General features: G+C 59.5%; 23 protein-coding genes and 1 tRNA gene. 16 read left to right on the top strand and 8 right to left on the bottom strand.

Features of this window, described 5'->3' with window-relative positions; translation table 11 throughout:
* Positions 1-15: 15 nt before the first annotated feature.
* Both ACR0LD_RS04510 and ACR0LD_RS04515 read right to left on the bottom strand, forming a co-directional pair.
* Positions 16-993: an AAA family ATPase gene (locus ACR0LD_RS04510; RefSeq protein WP_480635711.1), complete on the bottom strand. Its 978-nt coding sequence runs from the start codon at positions 991-993 to the stop codon at positions 16-18.
* A gap of 141 nt (positions 994-1,134) precedes the next feature.
* Positions 1,135-2,211, bottom strand: coding sequence for an AI-2E family transporter (locus tag ACR0LD_RS04515; protein WP_170359158.1), 1,077 nt, complete (start codon positions 2,209-2,211; stop codon positions 1,135-1,137).
* Between the two features lie 171 nt (positions 2,212-2,382).
* Here ACR0LD_RS04515 and ACR0LD_RS04520 point away from each other — a divergent pair, with 171 nt between their 5' ends.
* The 3 genes from ACR0LD_RS04520 to ACR0LD_RS04530 all read left to right on the top strand — a co-directional run bounded on the left by ACR0LD_RS04520 (position 2,383) and on the right by ACR0LD_RS04530 (position 5,472).
* Entirely contained in the window at positions 2,383-3,249 is an 867-nt protein-coding gene (locus ACR0LD_RS04520) for a YihY/virulence factor BrkB family protein (RefSeq protein WP_170339051.1), read from the top strand.
* Positions 3,246-5,168 (top strand): cytochrome c3 family protein, encoded by a 1,923-nt coding sequence (locus ACR0LD_RS04525; protein ID WP_480635714.1) that lies wholly within the window; start codon positions 3,246-3,248, stop codon positions 5,166-5,168. The genes ACR0LD_RS04520 and ACR0LD_RS04525 overlap by 4 nt, the downstream gene beginning before the upstream one ends.
* A 97-nt stretch (positions 5,169-5,265) precedes the next feature.
* Positions 5,266-5,472 (top strand): hypothetical protein, encoded by a 207-nt coding sequence (locus tag ACR0LD_RS04530; RefSeq protein ID WP_170339054.1) that lies wholly within the window; start codon positions 5,266-5,268, stop codon positions 5,470-5,472.
* Here the strand turns inward: ACR0LD_RS04530 and ACR0LD_RS04535 are convergent, their stop codons facing one another.
* Genes ACR0LD_RS04535 through ACR0LD_RS04545 form a run of 3 tightly spaced genes read right to left on the bottom strand, consistent with a single transcriptional unit; the run spans position 5,473 to position 7,706 of the window.
* Positions 5,473-6,189 (bottom strand): RlmE family RNA methyltransferase, encoded by a 717-nt coding sequence (locus ACR0LD_RS04535; RefSeq protein ID WP_170339056.1) that lies wholly within the window; start codon positions 6,187-6,189, stop codon positions 5,473-5,475.
* A 52-nt stretch (positions 6,190-6,241) separates the two neighbouring features.
* On the bottom strand, positions 6,242-6,622 hold the full coding sequence (locus ACR0LD_RS04540; RefSeq protein WP_170442759.1) for a hypothetical protein: 381 nt from the start codon (positions 6,620-6,622) through the stop codon (positions 6,242-6,244).
* On the bottom strand, positions 6,594-7,706 hold the full coding sequence (locus tag ACR0LD_RS04545) for a Ppx/GppA phosphatase family protein (RefSeq protein ID WP_480635717.1): 1,113 nt from the start codon (positions 7,704-7,706) through the stop codon (positions 6,594-6,596). Before ACR0LD_RS04545 ends, ACR0LD_RS04540 begins: the two co-directional genes overlap by 29 nt.
* Positions 7,707-7,943: 237 nt before the next feature.
* On the opposite strand from ACR0LD_RS04545, the gene ACR0LD_RS04550 reads away from it, so the two are divergent.
* From ACR0LD_RS04550 to ACR0LD_RS04610, 13 genes are all read left to right on the top strand, one after another.
* Positions 7,944-8,240 (top strand): virulence factor, encoded by a 297-nt coding sequence (locus tag ACR0LD_RS04550; RefSeq protein ID WP_480635719.1) that lies wholly within the window; start codon positions 7,944-7,946, stop codon positions 8,238-8,240.
* Positions 8,241-8,266: 26 nt separating this feature from the next.
* Positions 8,267-9,193: a methylenetetrahydrofolate reductase gene (locus ACR0LD_RS04555; protein ID WP_480635721.1), complete on the top strand. Its 927-nt coding sequence runs from the start codon at positions 8,267-8,269 to the stop codon at positions 9,191-9,193.
* A gap of 9 nt (positions 9,194-9,202) precedes the next feature.
* Entirely contained in the window at positions 9,203-10,267 is a 1,065-nt protein-coding gene (locus tag ACR0LD_RS04560) for a methyltetrahydrofolate cobalamin methyltransferase (protein ID WP_170370496.1), read from the top strand.
* Between the two features lie 109 nt (positions 10,268-10,376).
* Positions 10,377-10,450, top strand: a tRNA-Gly gene (locus ACR0LD_RS04565).
* A 236-nt stretch (positions 10,451-10,686) separates the two neighbouring features.
* Positions 10,687-10,869 carry a Flp family type IVb pilin gene (locus ACR0LD_RS04570; protein ID WP_093962121.1) on the top strand — a complete coding sequence of 61 codons (183 nt, stop codon included), beginning with the start codon at positions 10,687-10,689 and terminating at the stop codon, positions 10,867-10,869.
* A 180-nt stretch (positions 10,870-11,049) separates the two neighbouring features.
* On the top strand, positions 11,050-11,856 hold the full coding sequence (gene cpaB, locus ACR0LD_RS04575) for a Flp pilus assembly protein CpaB (protein ID WP_254428886.1): 807 nt from the start codon (positions 11,050-11,052) through the stop codon (positions 11,854-11,856).
* Positions 11,857-11,875: 19 nt separating this feature from the next.
* Positions 11,876-13,357: a pilus assembly protein TadG-related protein gene (locus ACR0LD_RS04580; protein WP_170442751.1), complete on the top strand. Its 1,482-nt coding sequence runs from the start codon at positions 11,876-11,878 to the stop codon at positions 13,355-13,357.
* Positions 13,354-13,845 carry a TadE/TadG family type IV pilus assembly protein gene (locus ACR0LD_RS04585; RefSeq protein ID WP_170338526.1) on the top strand — a complete coding sequence of 164 codons (492 nt, stop codon included), beginning with the start codon at positions 13,354-13,356 and terminating at the stop codon, positions 13,843-13,845. The genes ACR0LD_RS04580 and ACR0LD_RS04585 overlap by 4 nt, the downstream gene beginning before the upstream one ends.
* On the top strand, positions 13,842-14,480 hold the full coding sequence (locus ACR0LD_RS04590) for a TadE/TadG family type IV pilus assembly protein (RefSeq protein ID WP_170580483.1): 639 nt from the start codon (positions 13,842-13,844) through the stop codon (positions 14,478-14,480). The genes ACR0LD_RS04585 and ACR0LD_RS04590 overlap by 4 nt, the downstream gene beginning before the upstream one ends.
* An 11-nt stretch (positions 14,481-14,491) precedes the next feature.
* A complete protein-coding gene (locus ACR0LD_RS04595) occupies positions 14,492-15,697 on the top strand; it encodes a CpaE/TadZ family protein (RefSeq protein ID WP_480635725.1) in 1,206 nt (401 codons plus the stop codon).
* Between the two features lie 46 nt (positions 15,698-15,743).
* Complete coding sequence (locus ACR0LD_RS04600) at positions 15,744-17,138, top strand: TadA family conjugal transfer-associated ATPase (protein ID WP_170338532.1); 1,395 nt, start codon at positions 15,744-15,746, stop codon at positions 17,136-17,138.
* Between the two features lie 11 nt (positions 17,139-17,149).
* The gene (locus ACR0LD_RS04605) at positions 17,150-18,178 is read left to right on the top strand and encodes a type II secretion system F family protein (RefSeq protein ID WP_480635728.1); all 1,029 of its coding nucleotides are present in this window, start codon (positions 17,150-17,152) and stop codon (positions 18,176-18,178) included.
* A gap of 15 nt (positions 18,179-18,193) precedes the next feature.
* The gene (locus ACR0LD_RS04610) at positions 18,194-19,180 is read left to right on the top strand and encodes a type II secretion system F family protein (protein WP_170359189.1); all 987 of its coding nucleotides are present in this window, start codon (positions 18,194-18,196) and stop codon (positions 19,178-19,180) included.
* Between the two features lie 75 nt (positions 19,181-19,255).
* On the opposite strand, the gene ACR0LD_RS04615 is transcribed toward ACR0LD_RS04610, so the two are convergent.
* From ACR0LD_RS04615 to ACR0LD_RS04625, 3 genes are all read right to left on the bottom strand, one after another.
* On the bottom strand, positions 19,256-19,750 hold the full coding sequence (locus tag ACR0LD_RS04615; protein WP_480635730.1) for an A24 family peptidase: 495 nt from the start codon (positions 19,748-19,750) through the stop codon (positions 19,256-19,258).
* Entirely contained in the window at positions 19,747-20,481 is a 735-nt protein-coding gene (locus ACR0LD_RS04620) for a helix-turn-helix transcriptional regulator (RefSeq protein WP_480635732.1), read from the bottom strand. Before ACR0LD_RS04620 ends, ACR0LD_RS04615 begins: the two co-directional genes overlap by 4 nt.
* Positions 20,482-20,853: 372 nt before the next feature.
* Positions 20,854-21,711, bottom strand: a complete 858-nt coding sequence (locus tag ACR0LD_RS04625) for a class I SAM-dependent methyltransferase (protein ID WP_480635734.1) — start codon at positions 21,709-21,711, stop codon at positions 20,854-20,856.
* Between the last annotated feature and the right edge of the window lies 1 nt (position 21,712).

The raw sequence follows: 21,712 nt of genomic DNA on the forward strand, positions 1-21,712 counted from the left end.
TCTCCTTTGTTGCGATCAGGGCAGGGCGACGAGCTTCAGGATCTCGTCGATCACGTCATCGGCGGTCTTGGCGTCCCCCTGAGCTTCGAAACTCAACGTGATGCGGTGGCGGAACACGTCATGGGCAATGGCACGGATGTCGGCCGGGTCGACATAATCGCGCCCATTCATCCAGGCATGGGCCCGGCCGCATTTGTCCAGCGCCAGCGACGCCCGCGGGCTGGCGCCGATCTCGATCCACGCGGCGAGCTCATCGCTGAGCGCGGACGGCGTCCGGGTGGCCTGAACCAGATCGGCCATGTACCGATCCATCGCATCCGAGACATGGATCTGCCCGATCTCCTGCCGGGCGGCAAAAACGGCATCTTGGGGGATTGGTGAGGGTTTCTCGGCGGCGGTTCCGGAATTGGCAGCGGTGTCCTCGCCGCGGACCAGACGGATCACCAGCACCTCGTCTTCGACCGGGGGGTAAGTGATCTGCACATGCATCAGGAACCGGTCCATCTGTGCCTCGGGCAGCGGATAGGTCCCTTCCTGCTCGATGGGGTTCTGAGTGGCCATCACGATGAACAGCGGCTCCATCTTATGGGTGGTGCCGGATACGGTGACCTGCCGCTCCTCCATCGCCTCAAGTAGCGCAGCCTGAACCTTGGCCGGCGCGCGGTTGATCTCGTCCGCCAGGACGATGTTGGCGAAGATCGGGCCGGGCTCGAACCGAAAGGTGCCGCCCGCTTCGGTCTGGGTATAGACCTCGGTCCCGGTCACGTCGGACGGCAGCAGGTCGGGCGTGAACTGGATGCGGCTGAACTCGGCATCAAGATTGCGCGCCATCGCCTTGACGGCACGGGTTTTGGCCAGGCCCGGCAAACCTTCGATCAGCAGGTTCCCGTTGGCCAGCAGCCCGATCAGAAGGCGGTCGATGACCTGAGTCTGTCCAATGATCGATTGGGCCATCCGGGCTTTGAGATCGTTGATTTGGTCAAGCGGTGTCATGGCGGTCCAATCATCAGAAACGGTCAATCATGCGTTTGCGCCGGACCCGCTGGATCTTTTCGGTCAATCCATTGCAATATTTGAAAGTTAGCAGCGCACTCGTGACCGATCCACCCCCGAATTCAGGGTGTTCAACCCTGATCAGGGCCGTGCCGACTTGACGTCGTCGGCCAAACGTCCATCCAGCGACATCAGGACGGCGATCGGGCGCAGGGCCGGAATGTGACTGAAGATGATCAGAATGCACACGGTCAAGGGAACGCTGAGAAACGCGCCGATCAGGCCCCAGACCGTGGTCCAGAAGGTCAGTGCGAGGATGACCAGAAATGTCGACATGTTCAGCGAACGGCCCAGCAGGGCCGGGTCAAGGAAGTTGCCGATCAGGAACTGGATCGTGCCGCACCCGAAGACGATGATCAGGAACGGGCCGATCGTCTCGAACTGAACAAGGGCGATCATCGCGGGAAAGATCACCGCGATGATCGACCCGATTGATGGGATGAAGTTCAGGGCAAACGTCAGAACGGCCCAGGTTTCCGCGTATTCCAGACCCAACACGCGAAAAACCGAATAGCTGATTCCAGCGGTAACGAGGCTGATGAAGGTTTTGACCCCGACGTAGCGCTGCAAGCTGAAGGTAATCGCATCCAGAACCGAAGAAAGTTCGGCTCCGGTGACGGGGTTGCCCGCTGCAATCCGCAGCTTTTTGCGGAAGGCCAGCCGCTCGGCCATCAGGAAGGCCACATAGAGGCTGATCAGGAAGAACTGGTTTAGCATCGAGGTGGCGCTGCCCAGCAAAATCCGCGCGACCGAGGTCATGTCGATGCTGATCAGGTTGTCCCTGACAAAAGCGGTGACATCATTCCCGACCAGACCGGTGACGCGGTTGATCACGCCGTCGAACTGGCTTTCATAGGTGCCCGCGGTTCGCGCGAACTGCGTGGCCTGACTGCCGAGGATGTAGGTGATCATGAACAGGCCCGCCAGAACCACTGTGACTGCGGCCAGGTTGGCAAGCCAGACCGGAGCGCGGGTCAGTGCGATCACCCGATCGCTGAGTGCGATGATCAGAACGTTGATCAGCAAGGCCATGGTCAGCGGAACCAGAAAGCTGGCGCCTGCGTAAAGCCCCAGAACCACAAGCGTCAGCACGATGGTGACGTCGCGAACGACACTCAACCTCAGCGGTGTGCGGGTGGGGGGCTCTGATGGCGTCATGCGGGGCCTCGGCTATACCGGTGCATGCCGGCAGCGATTGGAGTTTTGTGGGGCAATCCTGCACAGGCAGCGGGCTTTATGCAATCGGGCCAGACAGTTATTCGGTAGAATCTCGTGCAATTGGCACATTGGCCGGTTCTTCCAACGCGGATTGCAGGCTAGAGTTTCCCAATGACACGTCTTTCGATTCCCGTTTTTGGCCGGTTTGGCCGGGCGCTGTGGCTGGCGGTCCAACGCTTTGGCGACAAAAACGGTTTCGTCATGAGCAGCCATGTGGCGATGTCGCTGATGCTGGCGCTGTTTCCGTTTGTTCTTTTCACCGTCGCTTTGGCCGGGTCGTTGTCGCAGGGATATGTGACGGACGAACTGATCGAGCTGATATTCGGTGCGTGGCCACAAGACGTGGCCCAACCCATCGTGGCCGAACTGCGCGCGGTTCTGGACGGGTCGGGTTCGGGTGTGATCACTCTGGGCGGTCTGCTGGCCGTCTACTTTGCCTCGAACGGAGTGGCGGCCGTACGTGCCGCCATGAATCAGGCCTATCATGACAATGACAGCTGGCCATTCTGGAAGACGCGCCTGCTTTGCCTCGGGTTGGTCATTTTGGGCGGAGCCGCGATCCTGCTGATCGCGGCGGTTGAACTGGTGCTGCCGGTCTATACACGTCTGGTGTCCGAGAATACGGCCGTGGACGTGGGCGAGTGGCTCTCGGTTGACCGTTTGCGGTGGACCTTCACGGTGGCGGTGCCGGCGGGAACGGTCTTACTGGCCCATCTGATCCTGCCGACCAAGCGTCACCGCATCATGCAAATCCTGCCCGGTGTGGCGTTGACCCTTCTGTTGTGGGCGGCCGGAGGGTGGGGGTTCTCGGTCTATATCGCGCAATTCGCGACCTACAGCGCCACCTATGCTGGCCTGGCGGGGGCCATGGCCGCATTGATTTTCATGTATCTGTGCGCTGCCATCCTAATTTTCGGCGCAGAGTTCAACGGCGCGCTGATGGACATCGACAATCAGGGCGAGGTCGGAGCTTCATGAGAAATTGGCACCGCATCGCCCGGATCATCGCGTTTTCCGGATGCGCCCTTTTGCAAAACGGCGGTTGGGCTTGGGCGCAGGACTATGTCGGCTCGGACGCTTGTCGCGATTGTCATGACGAACAGGTGCAAGCCTGGGCAGGATCCCACCACGCCCTGGCTTGGACAGAGCCCGCGCCAGACACCGTTGTGGCCAATTTCGGTGATACGACCTTTTCTCATGACGGCATGACCGTCACGTTTCGTCGGGAGGGGTCGGACTATCTTGCCGACGTGACCGAGAAGGACGACCAAAGCCAGCAATACAGGGTTCATTCCGTCGCTGGGATCGAGCCGTTGCAGCAATACCTGTTTGAAACCGAGCCCGGCCGATTGCAGAGCTTTGATGTGGTCTGGGACACGCAGGCCGGGCGCTGGTACCACCTGTATCCGGATCAGGACTTGCCGCCAGACGATGGGCTGCACTGGACCGGCCCCTACAAGAATTGGAACGGCCGCTGCGCGGAGTGTCACGCGACAGGGTTCGAAAAGAACTTTCAGCCGCAGACCCAGTCCTTTGCTTCCGAACAGGTCGAGATCGGCGTGGGCTGTGAGGCCTGCCATGGCCCCGGCTCGGCCCATCTGGATTGGACAAAAGGTCAGCCCGCGCCTGCCGGGCTGAACGAGTTTGGATTTCCGATCATCTGGGGTACGGGCGACACCGAGATCGAGATACAGCAATGCGCCGGCTGTCATTCCCGCCGCGAAGCTCTGGAGGACGGAAACCCGCTGCCTGGCACGCCATTTTACGATGCCTACAATCTGGCGCTTCTGCGTCCGGGTCTCTACCAGCCCGACGGCCAGATACTGGACGAGGTCTATGTCTATGGATCGTTTCTGCAGTCCAATATGTATGCGCAAGGCGTCGGCTGCCTGAATTGCCATGAGGCGCACAGCGCAACTCTGAAGGCCGAGGGCAATGCGGTCTGTACGCAGTGCCATTCTCCGGCCGGCAATCCCGATTTTCCATCACTGCGAAAGGCGCAATACGACGATCCCTCACACCACCACCACCCGGAGGGAGGCGAGGGGGCGCAGTGCAAAAGCTGCCACATGATCGAACGTCTCTATATGGGCGTCGATGGCCGGCGCGATCACAGTTTCCGTGTGCCGCGCCCCGATCTGGGCTTGGGAGAGGATGCCTGCACTGATTGCCACGCGGATCAGGATCAGCCTTGGGCCGCCGCCGCCATAAATGACTGGTTCCCGAACTCCAATCATCGTACGCCCCATTTCGGGACTGCTTTCGCCCCCGCATTTGCCGGAGAGGTCGACGACCCGGCCGCGTTACTGGCTGTTGCTCAGGACGGCGCGCAGCCCGGCATCGTGCGGGCGACGGCCGCCTATCTGCTGCAACCCTTCGCGACGCCCGAAATGGCCGAGCAAACAGCAGCGATGCTGACCGATGAAGACCCGTTGGTTCGCGCCAACGCGGCGGTGTTGCAGCGGGCGGCAGGGCTGGACGACAGGGTGGCCCGGTTGTCGCCGCTGTTGTCCGACCCAGTGCGAAGTGTGCGCCTTGCCGCTGCCAAGGAGTTCCTGCCCATTCCCGCCGCGGCTTTGACGCCTCTGCAGCGCAACAACGCGCGTGAGAACATGGCGGATTGGCAGCGCTCGTTGTCCAACCGTCTGGATTTCCCGGAAACCCACCTGGTCCTTGGGGGGATGGCGCTGACGCTGAGAAACCCTGTCGCCGCCGAACAGGCCTTTCGTCAGGTGATATCCTTGGATCCCCAGCGCGAGGATGCTTGGCCAATGCTGATCCAGCTGGCCCAAATCAACCGCGGCACGGATGCAGCCCGACAAGTATTGGATGAGGGTCTTCGGACTCTGCCCGACAGCCCAGCGCTTCAGGATCTTGCGCGGGAACTGGGCCGGTAAACCGGCATCGAAGCGACGCAGTTGCGCCATTTTGCAGTCCCATTTACGGGTTAACATCCAAGGTCAAGGCATTGACCAGTTCAGGATGTGGTAATCCATGTTGTATTTGAAACGCCCGTCGACAAAGCTCGACCAACCTGTGGCCACGCGCCGGGTCTCGCTGGATCAGCGGATCGACGAGTTGCGCAACAAGCCGGCCAGGTATCTTAACCATGGCGAGGCGTTGCTGCTGCAGGGGATCGCGGCGGCGTCGTTGCGGCCGCAGCGGATTGTAGCCGACAAAATCGCGCTGGACGACGACTGATCAGCCCCGAAAACCGGTTGCCACCACGAATTTTTCCGAACTGTCCGACCGTGAAGCTGGCGGTTTGACATTTGCCACTTTCTCGAACTTCTGCTTCAGCAGTTTCTGCAGATCGCCCTCGGCGCCACCGGCCAGAACTTTTGCGACAAAGGTTCCTCCGACCTCCAGCACGTCAAAGGCGAAGTAGGCGGCGGTTTCGCACAGCGCCATGATCCGCAGGTGGTCGGTCTGCTTGTGCCCGGAGGACGCGGCGGCCATGTCCGACATGACAACGTCGGCCTTGCCGCCAAGCCACTGTTTTACCTTCTCGTCGGCATCGTCTTCCATGAAGTCCAGAACGTGGGTTTCGGCACCCGCCACGGGCTCGACCTCTTGCAGGTCGACGCCCAGAACCGTCCCGATCCGTTTGCCCGATTTCTCGCCCAGCGCATTCACGCGTTTGACCGCGACCTGGCACCAGCCACCGGGCGCGCAGCCAAGGTCGACCACGCGTGCGCCCGGAACCAGAAAGCGGAACTTGTCGTCCAACTCCAGAATCTTGTAGGCCGCGCGACCCCGATACCCCTCGGCCTGCGCACGCTTGACATACGGATCATTCAGCTGCCGCTCGAGCCAGCGGGTCGAACTGAGCTTGCGTCCGCGCGCGGTCTTGACCTTGACCTTCAGGTCACGCTGCCCGCGTCCCGAAGTGTTTTTGCCGCTGGGTTTCTTGGCCATAAAAAAGGTCTCCTGAAGACTGCGAGGCCTTTACCCGCTTGTTCATGTGGCATCAAGCCGATGATATCGACCGCTCCATCAATAGCAGATCGGGCCAGGGCGTAGAAACACCAAATGCCGCCCATCCCAGACCGTTCAAGAGCTTCCCGCCGAGGTCGCCAGATATCGGCGGTGAAGCCGAAAAACTGTGCAGCAGTTCTAGCGCCTCTGCCGAGTCGACCGCTGGCACGGCGATCCCAATGCCGCCAATCGCCAAAGCATAGTGCGGAACGGTGTTGGCGATGTGAAAACTCGGGCTGAATACCTTGAACCCAGCAGCCTCAAGCGCACAGATCGTGGTTGCAGCCGTCGAAACCCGGTAGGCGATCGCTATGGTCGCAAGCGGCATGCAGCGCAGAGCTTTCTCAAAACGGCCCGTCTTCCAGGACGCCATCGGCGCTCATCTGTGCATAAAGCAAACCCTCGCGCAGCCCGCGGTCCGCCACCGATAGGCGGTCGGTCGGCCAGCAGCGCAACAGCGCCTGCAAGATGGCAGATCCGGACATGATCAGGGCCTGCCGGTCCTCGCCAATGCGCGGATCGCGACGGCGGCCTTGAGGGCCAAGCTCCAGATAGCCGCGAATGACCTTGTCGATCTGATCGCTGGTCATGCGCAGGCCGTCCACCTTGGTTCGGTCATAGCGCTTCAGGCCCAGATGAGAGGCAGCGACGGTTGTGACGGTGCCACTGGTGCCAACGATCTGAAACCCCTCGCGGGCCTGTTCGTCTTTATAGGGCGCAAAATCGGCCAGGTTTTCTTCAAAAAACCAACTCATCAGGGCAAAGCGGGCAGCATCGTCTTCGACATCGTGGAACTGATCGCGCAGTGTGGCGACGCCCAGCGGAACGCTGATCCAATCCACCACCTTGGCCGCCGGAAAGGGACTGTCGACCGTGTGAAACCCGTTGTGCAGCCGCATGATCGCCGTTGAACGGTCGCGTCGCGGCACCGAGGACAGGTCGATCCAGACCAGCTCGGTCGAGCCGCCGCCGATATCGACGACCAGCAACTGCTCGGTCTTGGTGCTGACCAGCGGAGCACAGGAAATGACCGCCAGACGGGCTTCTTCCTCGGGTTGGATGATTTCAAGGGTCAGGCCGGTCTCACGCTTCACCTGACGTATGAATTCGCGGGAGTTTCGGGCGCGGCGGCAGGCTTCGGTCGCCACAAGCCGCATGCGCTTGACCTTGTTGCGCTTCAGCTTCTGCTGGCAAATGCGCAAGGCTTGAATTGTGCGCGCCATGGAGGACCGCGACAGCCGTCCGGTCCTTTCAAGCCCCGAGCCCAGTTGCACGGACTTCGAGAAGCTGTCCACCACATGGAACCCGCTGCCCTTGGGCTGGGCGATCAACATGCGGCAGCTATTTGTTCCCAGATCCAGCGCAGCATACAGGGCGTCTGGATCGGGTCTTGCCGGCGCGGGGCTTTCGACCACCTTCGGGAACGCGCCCGCACCTTTGGGACGCTTGGGCGCCATCGTCACGCCCTCCGATTTTCGAGTTACCCCGACCTTAGGTCGCGGGCGCGCGTCGTGCAAGACGCTCATTAAAGTCATGAGGATTTTGATGGACCCCGAGACTGGAGAAACCGGTGCAGGGCTTGTATCCCGAATTGCAAAACGTCGCTGGAAAAGCCCCGGGTGTCGAAATCCGACCGACCCGGCCCCACATAGCCGTTTAGAACCGGACCATCTGGTTAGGAGGAATCAAGACCAATGCCTGACGTCACCATCGTTTACTGGCGCGACATCCCCGCTCAGGTCATCGTGGGCAAGGGCCGCCGTGGCGCAAAGCGACAGTTGGATGTGCGGTTCGAGCAAGCCATCGACCGCGCCGCCATGAAGGTGAACGCCAAGGACAGTGATGCCTATCTGGCCGAGTGGCGCAAAGCCGATCCGTTCGAGGTTGAGGGCGACCCGACCGAGATCGCCGAGGCTGAAGCGTTGCGCCTGGAAACGGAATACGATCAGGACCGCATCAAGGCTCTGATCGCAAATGACGGTTGGGCATGAGCCCCAGATCTTTATGGGAGGCCGCAATGGCTTTGCTGAACTTCAAGAAACGTGATGCGGCCGATAAGGCCCCGGTGAACCCGACCGTCGAAGCCTTCTTGCAGGGTTATTCGATCGAAGTCATGCCGCGTACTGCCGAGAAGGTCGAGGATTTCCGCGACCTGCTGCCCGAAGGCACGCGTGTCTACATCGCCCATATCGAAGGCACGCCCATCGAGGACATGGTCAAGACCGCCAAGCGGATCGCGGCCGAGGGCTATCCGGTCATGCCGCATTTCCCGGCCCGCATCATCAATGACGCGGCGACGCTGGGGGACTGGATCAACATGTACCAGGGCGAGGCGGGCGTCGATCAGGCGTTGCTGCTGGCCGGAGGCGTTGCCAAGCCCCATGGCGAGTTCGACAGCTCGATGCAGTTGCTGGAAACGGGCCTGTTCGACAAGGCGGGCTTCAAGCGCCTGCACGTCGCAGGTCACCCCGAAGGCAACAAGGACATCGACCCGGACGGTTCCACCAAGAATGTGGACGAGGCATTGCGTTGGAAGCAGAAATTCAGCGAAACCACCGACGCCGAAATGGCGCTGGCCACCCAGTTTGCCTTTGACGCCAAGCCGATCATCGCATGGGCCGACGGTCTGAAGGCGGCCGGGATCGACCTGCCGATCCATATCGGCATCGCCGGTCCGGCCAAGCTGCAGACGCTGATCAAATTCGCGATCGCCTGCGGTGTGGGCCCGTCGCTGAAGGTGCTGCAGAAGCGCGCCATGGACGTGTCCAAGCTGCTGCTGCCCTACGAGCCGACCGACGTGATTACCGAATTGGCCCAGCACAAGGCGGCCAACCCCGACTTCAACATCACCAACGTACACTTCTTCCCGCTTGGCGGCATCAAGACCAATGCCAACTGGGCCATCGAAAACGGCGGCGCCTCGGCGAAGCCTGTAAACGCTTAAGGACCGGACATGACCCGTACAGTCGTAGAATCAAAGACCAAAACCGCGATCATCGGCTTCGATCAGCCGTTCTGCGTGATCGGCGAGCGGATCAATCCGACCGGCCGCAAGAAGCTGGCCGCCGAGTTGGAAGCGGGCGATTTCTCGACCGTCGAGCAGGACGCGCTGGCGCAGGTCGCGGCCGGGGCGACCGTGCTCGATATCAACGCAGGCGTGGTCTACAACTCGAACCCCAACCCGAACGAGACCGAACCGCCGCTGATGAGACAGATCGTTGAGCTGGTGCAGGGTCTGGTCGATGTGCCGCTGTGCATCGACAGCTCGGTTCCGGGTGCGTTGGAGGCCGGGCTGGAGGCTGCCGAAGGCCGCCCGCTGCTGAACTCGGTCACTGGCGAGGAGGACCGCCTGGAACTGGTGCTGCCGCTGGTCAAGAAATACAACGTGCCGGTCGTAGCGATTTCGAACGACGATACGGGCATTTCCGAAGACCCCGACGTGCGCTTTGAGGTTGCCAAGAAGATCGTTCAGCGCGCGGCTGACTATGGCATTCCGGCCCACGACATCGTTGTGGACCCGCTGGTGATGCCGATTGGCGCGATGGCTACTGCCGGCCAGCAGGTCTTTGCCCTGGTACGCCGCCTGCGCGAGGAGCTGGGCGTGAACACCACCTGTGGTGCGTCCAACATCTCGTTCGGTCTGCCGAACCGTCACGGCATCAACAACGCCTTCCTGCCGATGGCGATGGGCGCGGGCATGACCTCGGCCATCATGAACCCGGTGGCGTTGCCGGTGACGCAGAAGAAGATCGCCGAGAAAAAGGTCGAGGTTGCAGCGGCGGGCATCATCCTGCCCGACGGCATGGACGACGAAACCTTCGTTCAGATGTTCGGTCTGGGCTCGACCAAGCCGCGCGCCGGCAAGGAGATGGAGGCCATTCGCGCCGCCAACCTGCTGACCAACAACGACCCGCATGGCGGCGAGTGGATCAAGTTCAACAAACCTGCCGATGCTGCAGGCGCCGAAGGCGAGAGCGCACGTGGCCGCCGGGGCGGTGCTCGACGTCGCCGGGCCTGAGTAGGCTGCTTTGTCAACGGGCCGGGCAATCTGCCCGGCCTTTTTGTTTGCCGCGCTGATCGAAGCATCTTGAACTCTGCAAAGGACGGGTGATATTCAGCACCGAGCGGCGGGTATGATGTAATGGTAGCCTGTCAGCTTCCCAAGCTGAACGCGCGGGTTCGATTCCCGCTACCCGCTCCAAGCACTTTGATATTGGCCCGCTTGAAGCTCAAAACTGAGCTGGACTCGGACTATTTCGCGCCAGAATCCTGCCACAAAAAAAGCCAAAATGAACGAATTCTCGCGTTAAACGGGAAATCCTTTTCGTTTGTGGGGAGGTTTGCCAGATACGGGCTCGATACGATTTGAACTGACGGGGGAACCCTCGTTCCTGTGCGAAATTCGCACATTAATGAGTACAAACTGGAGTTCAAATCATGTCAAAGGCAATTCGTAGTCTATTTATTCGTCTGCGCCGTGACGAGCGTGGCGCCACTCTTGTCGAATACGGTATCGCACTGTTCATCGCGATCGCTGTTGGCGGGACCCTGCTGACCGGTCTGGGCGGCACAACCAACACCAACTTCAATGACGCCAACACGGCTGCAACACGGCCGTAATCCTGCTGTTTTGGCCTGAAAAGCAACTGGTTTTCCGCCGCGAGGACGGCGGGAAGCCAGAACCAGACCAGTCTCGGCATACTGCGCCCCGCGTGAAGCAGTTTCGGCCGAGGACTGGCCCCACGTTTTCAGAATGACCGGCCCGGCTATTTGGAGGGACCTATGCGATTGAAATCCTTGATGATAACTATTCTTGGCGTGGGTCTGGCGGGTGGCGCCGTGATGATCGCGCAGGAGCAGCTGAGACGGAGCCAGGCCGCCGCTGATCCGACGATCGTTCGCGTGGTCGCAGCAGCAGAAGAGATCCCGTTCGGATCTCCGATTGAAGGTCACAAGCTGACCGCCATCGACTGGCCGGCGGATTCCGTGCCGGCAGGTGTATTTACAAGTTTCGAAGATGTTCTGCCCACAGCAGGTGTCGACCCGCGACGCGCCAAGCGCGCGTTGGCGCAGGGTGAAATCCTGTTGGCGTCAAAGGTTTCTGACTTCGGTGAGAAGGTCACCATCGTTCAGACCTTGGGCGAGAACAATCGTGCAATGGCCATCAATGTGGATGCGCAGACCGGTGTTGGCGGGTTCGTCACACCAGGTGACTTTGTTGATATCGTGCTGACGCAGGGCAAGAACGAGTCGCTGCGGGCGGTGACGATCCTGCAAAACATCCGTGTCATTGGGGTTGATCAGACGGCTGATGAAGATGTCGACCAGCCCGGGATTGCCCGAACGGTGACTGTCGAAGTCACGCCGGACCAGGGACAGCGGTTGGCATTGGCTCAGAAGGCCGGGCAACTCAGCCTGTCGCTGCGGTCCCTGCAAATCCAGGAAGACAAGCCCTTGGAGGCCATCCGCCTCAGCGACATTCTGCTTGAAAAGTCGCCGGTTGCAGAGGGCGCGCCCAAGCCGATCGTGAAGGTGCGTCGGGGTACCACGGACGTCCAGGAAGTTCCTGTTGCCGGCAACCCCTCGAATGCAACCGTGTCCAACTGATCGCTCGCGAGGTCTGTTCATGCCCACGTTGCGCAACATAAAGGACGACGAACAGGGGACCATTCTGGTTTTCGTCGGAATTTGCATGACCGTGATCGTTGGCATGGCGGCGTTGACCTTTGATCTTGGGCGACTGGCTTCTACGCAGACCGACCTGCAGGCTTATACCGATCACGTGGCTCTGGCCGCCGCCGGAGAACTGGATGGCGGCAGTGACGCGATCACACGCGCCACGGCTGCAGCAGCCGGAATGATCGAAGACTCCCAGTTCTTTGCCGAGGGCAGCCAAGATCTGGGGACGGCCGCAGATTATTCGCTGCGGTTTCTGTCGGGACTGCCCGATCCTGCCGCCGATCCGGATGACAATGATCCAGTCGATGGGTTTGTCACGACCGATCCCGCTCTTGCCGTTCTGGTTGAGGTGACCGCGACCCCTAGAACCGTTTTCCTTCCTTTCGGTCGGGCCCTCGCGGATCTGTTGGGGGTGACGCGCCCGGATGAGGATGTCGAGGCCGTCGCGATTGCGGGTTACACCCAATATGCCTGTGATGTGACGCCGTTGATGTTCTGCATCCCTTCCGGCTGGACAGCGAATGCAAACAAAGGGTCAACCATCAAGTTGCGCACTGGAGGTAACGGTGCCGCTTGGGGGCCGGGGAATTTTGGTTTCCTCGACCCGACGGACATCGGCATAAACCCCAACGGTCCTTGCGCGGGGCAGACCGGATCAAAACTCTATATCTGCCTGATCGCGGCGCATGGAAACCTGACGCAATGCGTGTCTCAGCGCGGTGTTGATACCGAGCCCGGTCAGCGCAATGGCATTGGCAGCGCAATCTACAATTCTCGGTTCGATATTTTCCACTCGACGATGAGCAACCTCAAGAATGATGAAGACTATGCGCCCGGACCGCAGGTCATCGCGGGCTGGGAAAACTCTGGCGGAAGCTGTCTGAAGAACAATCCCGAGGTTTCGACCGACTCGATGCCGTTTCCGCCCGACGATTGCTTCGCCGCCGGCACCTGCGCGCATGGCGGCCGTTTTGGAAACGGTGTCTGGACCTCCGGCAAAGCGGCTTATTTGGACATGAACTATGGCGACGGTCCGGCCAATGATCTGACGCCGCACCCGCTGGGTAACCCGACGGGTAACACGCGATACGAAATGTATCTCGACGAGATCACCAGGGCTGGTACGGGTGATGTGCTGTTTGGGCGCAGCGAGTCCGGCCGCCCGCAATGCGCGAGCACAACGCTGGACGACCCTGACCGCCGCACATTTATCGCAGCCGCCATAAACTGCGGTGCCAATCCGGTCGCGGGACGCGCGGAGAACGTTCCGGTGCAGGAGTTTGTAAAGGTTTTCCTGATCCAGCCGCTCGAAGAATCCTCGGGGACTGATTTTGACATCTTTGTCGAGGTGGTCGAGCAGGTCGGCGGTGGAGTCGGTGGCAGCAGCGATGATGGAATCTTTCGCGATGTCGTGAGGTTGTATCGATGACTCGGCTCGTTCGGCATATCCGACGGTTGCGGTCGTGCGAGGCCGGCGCCCCGATGGTCGAGTTCGGGATCGTACTTCCGTTGATCCTGCTGTTCTTTGCCGTGATCATCGAAGGTGGGCGTATCACCTGGATTCATCAGGCAACATCGGCCGGGGTGCGCGATGCCTCGCGTATGATCGCGCGGATCGCACCGTTGGACTTGTGCGCAGCGGGCGGAGTCGGCAGCTATGACGCTCTGGCCACGGACATCGTCCAAAACCAGTTGGGCGGTTCGTCGATCATGCCGCATGGCACAACCGTTATCGACGTCACGCCGCGCTGTATCTCGCGGGCTGGCGTGTACCGGATCAATCCGACTTCGGTGGTCGAGGTCACGGCTCAGATCCGGATTGAGTACCTGTTTGGAAACGTTTTTAGCCTTTTCGGGGCAGCGCTGGGGCCTCTCGACACCGAAATCTCGGATCAGAGCCGGGTGTTTGGGGTATGACCGGTAACCTGCATATGGCGCGCGCTTTCTGGCGACGTGAAAACGGGTCGGCACTGGTCGAGCTGGGCATGGTCGTTCCGTTGTTCCTGGTGCTCGTGTTTGGAATTCTCGAGTACGGACGGCTCTACTGGTCCACGACGATGGCGCAGAAAGCGATGCAAAAAGCCTCTCGGCTTGCCACGGTCGGGCCGCCACTGTGTGGCGCGATGCCAAACACGCACACGCTGGCCGGTGGCGCCCCCGCAACAACCAAGTTCGGCGCGCTGTGCCGCAGCGGCAGCATCTGCGCCACTCCGAACCTGCCGGCGCCGTGTCAGCTTGACGCATCAAGCGCCTATGGCAGCCGGATCTGGGACGAGATCGAAATGCTGCTGCCACCCGGAGCCACCGCGGCAAATGTGCAAATCACCTATTCGCACGATCCTCGTCTTGGTTTTCTTGGTGGACCCTATACGCCGGTGGTTACAGCCGAACTGGTAAACCTGGACTACGATTTCGCGCTGCCAATTGGGCCGTTGGTCGCCCTTGCTGCTGGCAACCCTGCCATATCCGCCAGCAGCCCCAACACCATTTCAATCCCAACGATGAGCACATCCGTCCCGGCCGAGGATCTTGCCATCGGTGCCGTTGAGTAAGGAGAAGAGTCATGAGTGCCAAGCAGATTTCAGTGCTGTTGATTTCACCGGACGAAGAGATTTTCGCGGCAATCGAAACGTCGTTGGAGGGGCTGAGCAATTGCCGCTTTACGGGCCGCAGGGACACTGTCGCGCGGGTCAACGGGACGGCCGTTGCCTTGTCAGCGCGTCATGACGTGGTTCTGTTCGATGTGGATGACAGTTCGCCAGAGCTGTTGCAGACCGCAAAGCAGATTTGTGATGCGCGCATGCCCAATGCGATCATTATCGCCCTGGCGTCTGAAGATCTGCCGCTTGAGAAGGCCCGACAGCTCAAAAAGCTTGGAGTTGATGACGTGCTGCCGCGCAATGCAATCCATGAGGAGATCATTCCCCAGGTGGATGCGATCCGTGCCCGACGGCAGGCGCAGCTTCCCGCCGTTTGGGGTGGACAAGCCACACTTGGCAAGTTGATCGCGGTTGGCAAATCTCGCGGTGGCGTCGGATCGTCCTTGGTTGCCGCTAATATGGCGAACGAGCTTCAATCCAAGGCCGGCTTCCTGAAAAAGACGGCGTCGAACTCGGTTGCACTGGTGGATCTGGACTTTCAGTTCGGCTCGATTGCTGCCTTGATGGATGTCGCCGAAAGCGACGCGATGTGGCGTATGGCCATGGAAGGCAGCATTCCCGACAGTGCCTTTTTGGAACAGGCAATGGTCAAGTCGCCCTGCGGGGTCGATATCCTGGCCGCTCCGTCGCGCTATGGTCCGTTGACTGCGATCAAAGAAGAGCAGATATCGGCCATTCTGGATTCCCTGAAACGTACCCATGACTACGTCGTGGTGGATTTGCCGCGGGCGCTGGTGGAATGGATTACGCCCGTCCTGACGCAAGCTGACCGCCTATATTTGGTGACGGACGTTGCCGTTCCGTCCGTTCGCTCGGCCCGCAAGCTGATGGATTTCTACCAAGCGGAAAACCCAGCACTGGAAATTCAACTGGTCGCCAACCTTGAAAAGAAACCCATCATTCCGGCGGCGCACCACAGAGCGGCGGCAAAACTCCTTGAAAAGGACTTTGCATTTTGGGTGCCTCGCGACGAGCGCACAGTACGCGAGTCGGTCGATCGGGGCGTGCCGTTGGAAGATGTTTCATCCCGCGCACCGATGACACGCGCAATCCGAAAGCTGGCACACGAGACATGCCTGTCTTTGCCGCCTCGGGTCGGCCAGCACTGAGTCAGAGTGTTTCAGAATAGTTAAATATTTGCAGAAGGTTAAGTAGATGTTTCGAGAATTCGACCGACCAGGCCAGGAAAAACCGGACGCTTCGAAAGTTGTGCCGTTGGACACCAAGCAGTTTGCTCAGATCGGCAAGCCGGTTCATGGCTCCGGCGATGACCTCGTATTGATGCATGACATCCAGAACGATCGGATAGATCTCAAGGCACGACTGCATAACTCGTTGCTGGACAAGCTGAACCTCGCCGTTATCGAAAAGGTCGAGGAAGAAACACTGCGGGGCGAAATTGGGCGACATGTCACCGAACTGCTGCGCGCCGAAGGCCGTGCGATGCGCAGCGAGGAGGTCAAGCAACTTGTCGAAGAGCTGATGCACGAGGTGCTTGGCTTGGGCCCGCTGGAACCGTTGTTGGCCGACCCCACGATCAACGATATCCTCGTGAACGGCCACACGCAGATTTTTGTCGAGCGCTCGGGCATCCTCGAAAAGACATCGGCACGTTTCCGTGACGAACGTCATCTGCTGCGGATCATCGACAAGATCGTCAGCCGGATCGGTCGCCGTATTGATGAACGGCAACCGTGGGTGGATGCGCGGTTGGAAGATGGCAGCCGCGTCAACGCGATCATTCGGCCCTGCGCACTGGACGGGCCGGCGCTTTCCATTCGAAAATTCTCGCGGGTTCCGCTGACGATGGAACGCCTGATCAAAAACGAGGCCTTGAACGAAAGCGCGGCCAAACTGCTGCGGGGATTGGTTGAAGCCAAGATGAACGTGCTGATCTCGGGCGGAACCGGATCGGGCAAGACCACGATGCTGAATGCATTGTCGTCGTATATCAGCCCTCGGGAGCGGATCGTCACGATTGAAGACGCGGCCGAACTTCAGCTTCAGCAGGAACATGTCTTGCGCATGGAAACGCGGCCTGCTGGCCTCGACGGTACTGGCGCCGTTGCCCAACGAGACCTTGTGCGAAACGCGCTGCGGATGCGTCCGGATCGGATCATCATCGGCGAGGTGCGCGGCTCCGAAGCATTCGATATGTTGCAGGCGATGAATACCGGCCATGACGGGTCGATGACGACGGTACACGCCAACAGCCCACGCGATGCACTTTCCCGGGTCGAGCAGATGGTGCAAATGGGCGGGCTGGAGCTGCCGCATGCAGCAATCCGCGCGACTATCGCTTCGGCAATTCACTTTGTTCTGCAATTGAACCGCCTGTCTGATGGTACCCGCCGTGTCACCTCGATTGCCGAGATCACCGGCATGGAGGGCGATATCGTGACCATGCAGGACATCTTCGTCTTCAAACGTGAAGGCAAGGACGAGGCCGGCAACATCCTCGGGCGCTTCATGCCGACCGGTATCCGACCGAAATCCAGCGATGCGCTGGCGGCGGCGGGTGTCGACCTTTCATCGATCAAGTTCAACTGAGGGACCCGGCCATGTTGGAAGATCTCAGATCCTTCTTTTCGACGCACAGCATAGACTCGTTGATCGGACCAGAGATGGAAGTGGGCGGCTACGATGTCCGCTTTGTTCTGTCACTCTTGATATTTCTCGGCGCCCTGATTGCCTTCGAAGGGGTCCGTCAGCTTTTGAAGCGCGGAGAAAACCGGGAAGAGGCGATAAACCGGCGCATCCAGATGCTGAACCAGGGAAAGACTGGCGAGGACGTTCTGGAATTGCTCAAACCGCGGGAGAGCAAACCACTCATGAAGTCGTTTCCGCTGGTCGGCGACTTGCCGGGTGCCCTTGCGGCATCGGGCCTGCACATGGTGCCGGAAATGTTCCTGTTGGGATGTGGGGGTGCTTTTCTGGTTTCGGCGATCGGAGGCTCACTGGTGGCCAACCCACTGACGGTCATACCTGTAAGCGCTGTGTTCTTCCTGTTGGCCCCGTTGGTCTACCTTGGCGCCAACCTCAGACGGCGCAAGGCCGCGCTGATCAAGCAATTGCCGGATGCGTTGGACCTGATGTCGCGTGGGTTGAAGGTCGGACATCCGTTGAACACGACCTTGCAGAGCGTGGCAAACGAAATGCCCGATCCGATCGGAACTGAATTCGGTCTGGTCGTGGACCAAGTCGCTTATGGGGAAGAGTTGACGACCGCCATTCGCAACATGGCAGACCGGGTAGATGAAGAGGATATCCAGTACCTCTCGGTCGCGCTGACGATGCAGCATGGCACTGGTGGCGATCTGGCCGGCATTCTGCGAACATTGGCGCGCGTCATCCGTGCCCGCATGTCTCTGCGGCGCAAGATCAAGGCCATTTCTGCCGAGGGTCGGATGACCGCCTATATCCTGTCGTTCATTCCTGTCGGGATTGCCCTCGTGATGACGGTCATGACGCCGGACTATTACGGAAGCGTTGTGCAATACCCGATTTTCTGGCCCGTCATGAGCGTCATTTCAGCGGCCATCGTTCTGAACGCCATCGTTTTGTTCAAGCTTGTCAATTTCCGGATCTGAGGGAGGGTTGTCGAAATGGAAATCGTGAACTCGCTACTCGACACTGGTCTTTTTTCCCAACTCATGATCCTGGGCGTTGTTGCCGCCGGCGCGATCGTTGCATTCTTTGGGATATCATCGTCGCTCGGCGATCGGTCTACAGCAGCCGAACGGATGCTGCCCAAACGAACAAGGGGCCAGAGCCTTGCACGTCTTGTGCCGGAAAAGGTGGAGGGCGATACACCGACCGGGCTGAGCGCCGCACTTATCCCCAGCGATGCAAGTGTCAGGTTCGAAGTTGGCCAAGTGCTTGCGCGCTCAGGGTTTCGTGGCCGGAATGCAATCGCCAATTTCTATCTGATCCGTTTGGGCTTGGCGACGTTTCTGCCGCTTGTCTTTCTTGTCCTCATGTCTTGGCAGCCTGCGTCCAGTATCGGCGCCACGATCAACGATTATGTGTCTGGTCTGAATTCATTTCAGATCTTGCGGAACCTTGGCATCCTCTGCGGCATCGGGTTCTTCATCCCCCAGCTTTGGATGAGCGCTCGGATCAAGGAGCGTAAACGTCGGATGGAAAATGCGTTCCCGAACATGCTGGACTTGCTCCAGATTGGGATCGAGGCGGGAATGGGGTTTGACCAGGCGCTTCTCAAAGTTGCAGTGGAAATGCAGACTGTATCGCCCGAAATGTCCGAGGAAATTCTGATTGCCCTGAGCGAGATTCAGGCCGGGCGCGACCGTGAAGTTGCGTTGATGAGAATGGCGCGCCGGACGGGGATCGACGAAATGAGTTCGTTCGTGAGCGTCGTCCTCCAGTCGTCCCGGTTCGGCGTCCCGTTGTCGGCCGCCTTGACTACGTATTCCGAAGAAATGCGCGAACTGAGAGAGCTTCGCGCGCAGGAGAAAGCCAACAAGTTGCCGGTGCAGATGTCCGCGGTCATGGCGAGCCTGATGTTGCCCTCGATCGCGGGGCTGATCCTTGCACCGATCATCATTCGATACGTCGAAACCTTCGTGAAATGACCCTGTTTTTGTGGGTGCGGCGCTCCCGGGTCCGCACGAGGTCAACTGTGCGTCCCCGACTTGGGTCGCGCTCTTTCAGGCGCTGTAAAGCAGCATCGACCAGCCGGCCAGGATCAGGCCTGAAAGGCCTATGGCAATCCCAAGAGGAAACTCGCGTCCGCTGAGCGTTGCTGCAAGCTTTCCTGTCGGTTGCCGGACGAACAGGCGCAGCAGGGTCAAGCTGGTCAGTCCAAACGCCATCGCGGCAGATAGCAGCAGCATGTATGTCGAAAGGGCTTGGGTCGGTATCGCCAGAAAGATCACCGGTAGCATTTTGGCGTCTCCGCCTCCCAGCCAACCAGCGGCGAAAAGGGCAAAACATATCCCAAAGCAAAGCCCGGCGGCAATCAATCGCAATCCAATTTCATGCAAACCGAGGGCAGGGGACCCGACCAGAAACAGGGCAAACCCTATAAGGCAGTACAGGTTCGGTATCCGGTATTCGGTTAGGTCCGTCCACGCCACCGCTACAAACAGCGGCACCATCAACCACAGAGGTACCCAATTATGCCAAGGCAGATCAATCATCATGCGCGTGCCTGATTGTGTCTGCCGTGCAAGGCTTCGCGTTCTTCGATCGAAACCAGCCGTCTGGCCAACATGTGGAAGTTCTCCATTCCTGTCTTGCCGTAGATATGCTTGAGATGCGTTCTCACAGTCGCGGGACCAATCTCGAGCTCGGATCCAATGGACTGTTGCGACAGTCCCCGGGAAATCAGAACGCAGACCCGCCATTCGGCCCGTGTCAGGCCCGCTGGGTTTTCGAGGCTCATCAGCGGCGCGTCATTCACCGCCCTTTGGATGGTCGTTACGGATTGGCGGGAAATTGCTTCCGTAATCAGACCGGCGCGTCTGTTGCGGTAGATTTCGGAAATTTCGGGTGCGACTGTCTCTATCGCTTCGCGCCAGCCGGGTTCGAGGCCTTTGGCGAAATGCAGCTCCAGAAAATCGATTTCGCAGCCTTGGTTGTCGAGACAGACGAACAGGATATCGTGCAGCTTGCGGTGCGAGATCCAGTCCAGAACAACGGCAGAAAACTCGTTTACGGGTTTCCCGTGATCCTTGAGACTGAAGACGACGCCTTTCTTTGGCTTGCTCGCAAACGGACCAATCACGTCGTTCGTGAAGGAAAGGAAAAGCGGCCGACTTATTGTCTGGTCACGGGTATCTGCGCGCGCAGCTACTCGGCTGCCACCTTTATTGAGCCAGACACGGCTGAGGGTACCACAATCGGCTCCAAACGCGTTGACAACTTCGGTCAACGCAGCGTCCAGAACCACTCCGCCCTGGCTCCATTGAATGAAACTGATCAATGCGCGTGTGTGTTGCGTGTTCGGTAGCCACGCACCTGCACGGCCCATCCCCCTGTCCATATAGCACCAACTGGTAAACGTCTTACTCACTAAAGCGAGCCGGTTCAGCGGCTTCTGTAGATTTGAATTACTCTGCCCAATACATTCATATTTTACGATTTTTACGCAAAAATCACCAAGAATCTTATTAAGTTTCCGGATGGTGAGAAAAACACTGGCAAAAACGCAGACAATTAGGCACAAAAGGCTGAAAAGAGTTGACGATCAGAAACAATAACAGTCAGCGGGTGTGATTGGCCAAGGGCGACACGCTCTGGTATTTCAGGAGGGCTTACGGGCCTGAAAGACGTTGATGACTGCCGGGATGCCAAACCCATCTGCCGTTTGAAAACTCGAAAACTCCTGGGCCACGGCGCTCTGGATTTTTCGTTCGTCGGCCTCATCGCCTTTAAAATGCGCTATCACGCGCGCGGCCGGCCCGACCCGGGTGCAAAGCTCAGCGGTGGCCTCCACCGATCCAAGCCCCGGTAGTCGGAGGCTTACGGGGTTGGCGAAGATGTCATCCAAACCCGCCGTTGCCATCATGCCGGTCACATGGTCGATGTCATGAAAGGCCAGTGGTCCCGGTGCGTACCGACCATATTTTGGTGGGTGGCCCAGATGCGATGTGGCGGCCATGTGGGGAATCCTGAACCAGGGATTGTCAGCCAGAGGTCCCCATGCGGCAAAAGTCATTTGTCCGTCGGGGGCCAGAGCCTTGGCGATGTTGGCGAACGCCGCAACCGAATCCTGAAAGAACATGACACCGAACCGCGATATCGCAGCGTCGAACGCGCCCTCGGGGAACCGGGCGACCTGAGCGTCGACGCATTGGAAATCGACGTTTTCAACACCCGCGGAAAAGGCCCTTTCCTGCGCTCGGCTTAGGAACGGCTCAGAAATGTCGCCGCCAAGAACATGGCCCTGCGGTCCGACACGCTGGGCGGCCGCGATGGTGCTGGCGCCGGTCCCGCAGCCGATGTCCAGAACGCGCATTCCGGGTTCCAGTTCGGCCTGATCCAGAACGAGGTCCAGAACCGGGGCCAGCATGTGGTCCAGTTTGTCCTCAAAAGTCAGCCACTTGGTGCCGGATTCGGAGTTGCCCCAGTATTCAGCCTGATCTTCGTTTGCTGTTTGCATG

This window comes from Ruegeria sp. BF8, from assembly GCF_056538625.1.

Coding starts and splice junctions, on each gene's coding strand:
- ACR0LD_RS04515 (WP_170359158.1), bottom strand. CDS start 2,211: ATGACGCCATCAGAGCCCCCCACCCGCACACCGCTGAGGTTGAGTGTC.
- ACR0LD_RS04545 (WP_480635717.1), bottom strand. CDS start 7,706: ATGGCGCCCAAGCGTCCCAAAGGTGCGGGCGCGTTCCCGAAGGTGGTC.
- ACR0LD_RS04600 (WP_170338532.1), top strand. CDS start 15,744: ATGTTTCGAGAATTCGACCGACCAGGCCAGGAAAAACCGGACGCTTCG.
- ACR0LD_RS04520 (WP_170339051.1), top strand. CDS start 2,383: ATGACACGTCTTTCGATTCCCGTTTTTGGCCGGTTTGGCCGGGCGCTG.
- ACR0LD_RS04525 (WP_480635714.1), top strand. CDS start 3,246: ATGAGAAATTGGCACCGCATCGCCCGGATCATCGCGTTTTCCGGATGC.
- ACR0LD_RS04530 (WP_170339054.1), top strand. CDS start 5,266: ATGTTGTATTTGAAACGCCCGTCGACAAAGCTCGACCAACCTGTGGCC.
- ACR0LD_RS04605 (WP_480635728.1), top strand. CDS start 17,150: ATGTTGGAAGATCTCAGATCCTTCTTTTCGACGCACAGCATAGACTCG.
- ACR0LD_RS04580 (WP_170442751.1), top strand. CDS start 11,876: ATGCCCACGTTGCGCAACATAAAGGACGACGAACAGGGGACCATTCTG.
- ACR0LD_RS04535 (WP_170339056.1), bottom strand. CDS start 6,189: ATGGCCAAGAAACCCAGCGGCAAAAACACTTCGGGACGCGGGCAGCGT.
- ACR0LD_RS04610 (WP_170359189.1), top strand. CDS start 18,194: ATGGAAATCGTGAACTCGCTACTCGACACTGGTCTTTTTTCCCAACTC.
- ACR0LD_RS04555 (WP_480635721.1), top strand. CDS start 8,267: ATGGCTTTGCTGAACTTCAAGAAACGTGATGCGGCCGATAAGGCCCCG.
- ACR0LD_RS04560 (WP_170370496.1), top strand. CDS start 9,203: ATGACCCGTACAGTCGTAGAATCAAAGACCAAAACCGCGATCATCGGC.
- ACR0LD_RS04550 (WP_480635719.1), top strand. CDS start 7,944: ATGCCTGACGTCACCATCGTTTACTGGCGCGACATCCCCGCTCAGGTC.
- ACR0LD_RS04540 (WP_170442759.1), bottom strand. CDS start 6,622: ATGGCGTCCTGGAAGACGGGCCGTTTTGAGAAAGCTCTGCGCTGCATG.
- ACR0LD_RS04625 (WP_480635734.1), bottom strand. CDS start 21,711: ATGCAAACAGCAAACGAAGATCAGGCTGAATACTGGGGCAACTCCGAA.
- ACR0LD_RS04595 (WP_480635725.1), top strand. CDS start 14,492: ATGAGTGCCAAGCAGATTTCAGTGCTGTTGATTTCACCGGACGAAGAG.
- cpaB (WP_254428886.1), top strand. CDS start 11,050: ATGATAACTATTCTTGGCGTGGGTCTGGCGGGTGGCGCCGTGATGATC.
- ACR0LD_RS04585 (WP_170338526.1), top strand. CDS start 13,354: ATGACTCGGCTCGTTCGGCATATCCGACGGTTGCGGTCGTGCGAGGCC.
- ACR0LD_RS04590 (WP_170580483.1), top strand. CDS start 13,842: ATGACCGGTAACCTGCATATGGCGCGCGCTTTCTGGCGACGTGAAAAC.
- ACR0LD_RS04510 (WP_480635711.1), bottom strand. CDS start 993: ATGACACCGCTTGACCAAATCAACGATCTCAAAGCCCGGATGGCCCAA.
- ACR0LD_RS04615 (WP_480635730.1), bottom strand. CDS start 19,750: ATGATGATTGATCTGCCTTGGCATAATTGGGTACCTCTGTGGTTGATG.
- ACR0LD_RS04570 (WP_093962121.1), top strand. CDS start 10,687: ATGTCAAAGGCAATTCGTAGTCTATTTATTCGTCTGCGCCGTGACGAG.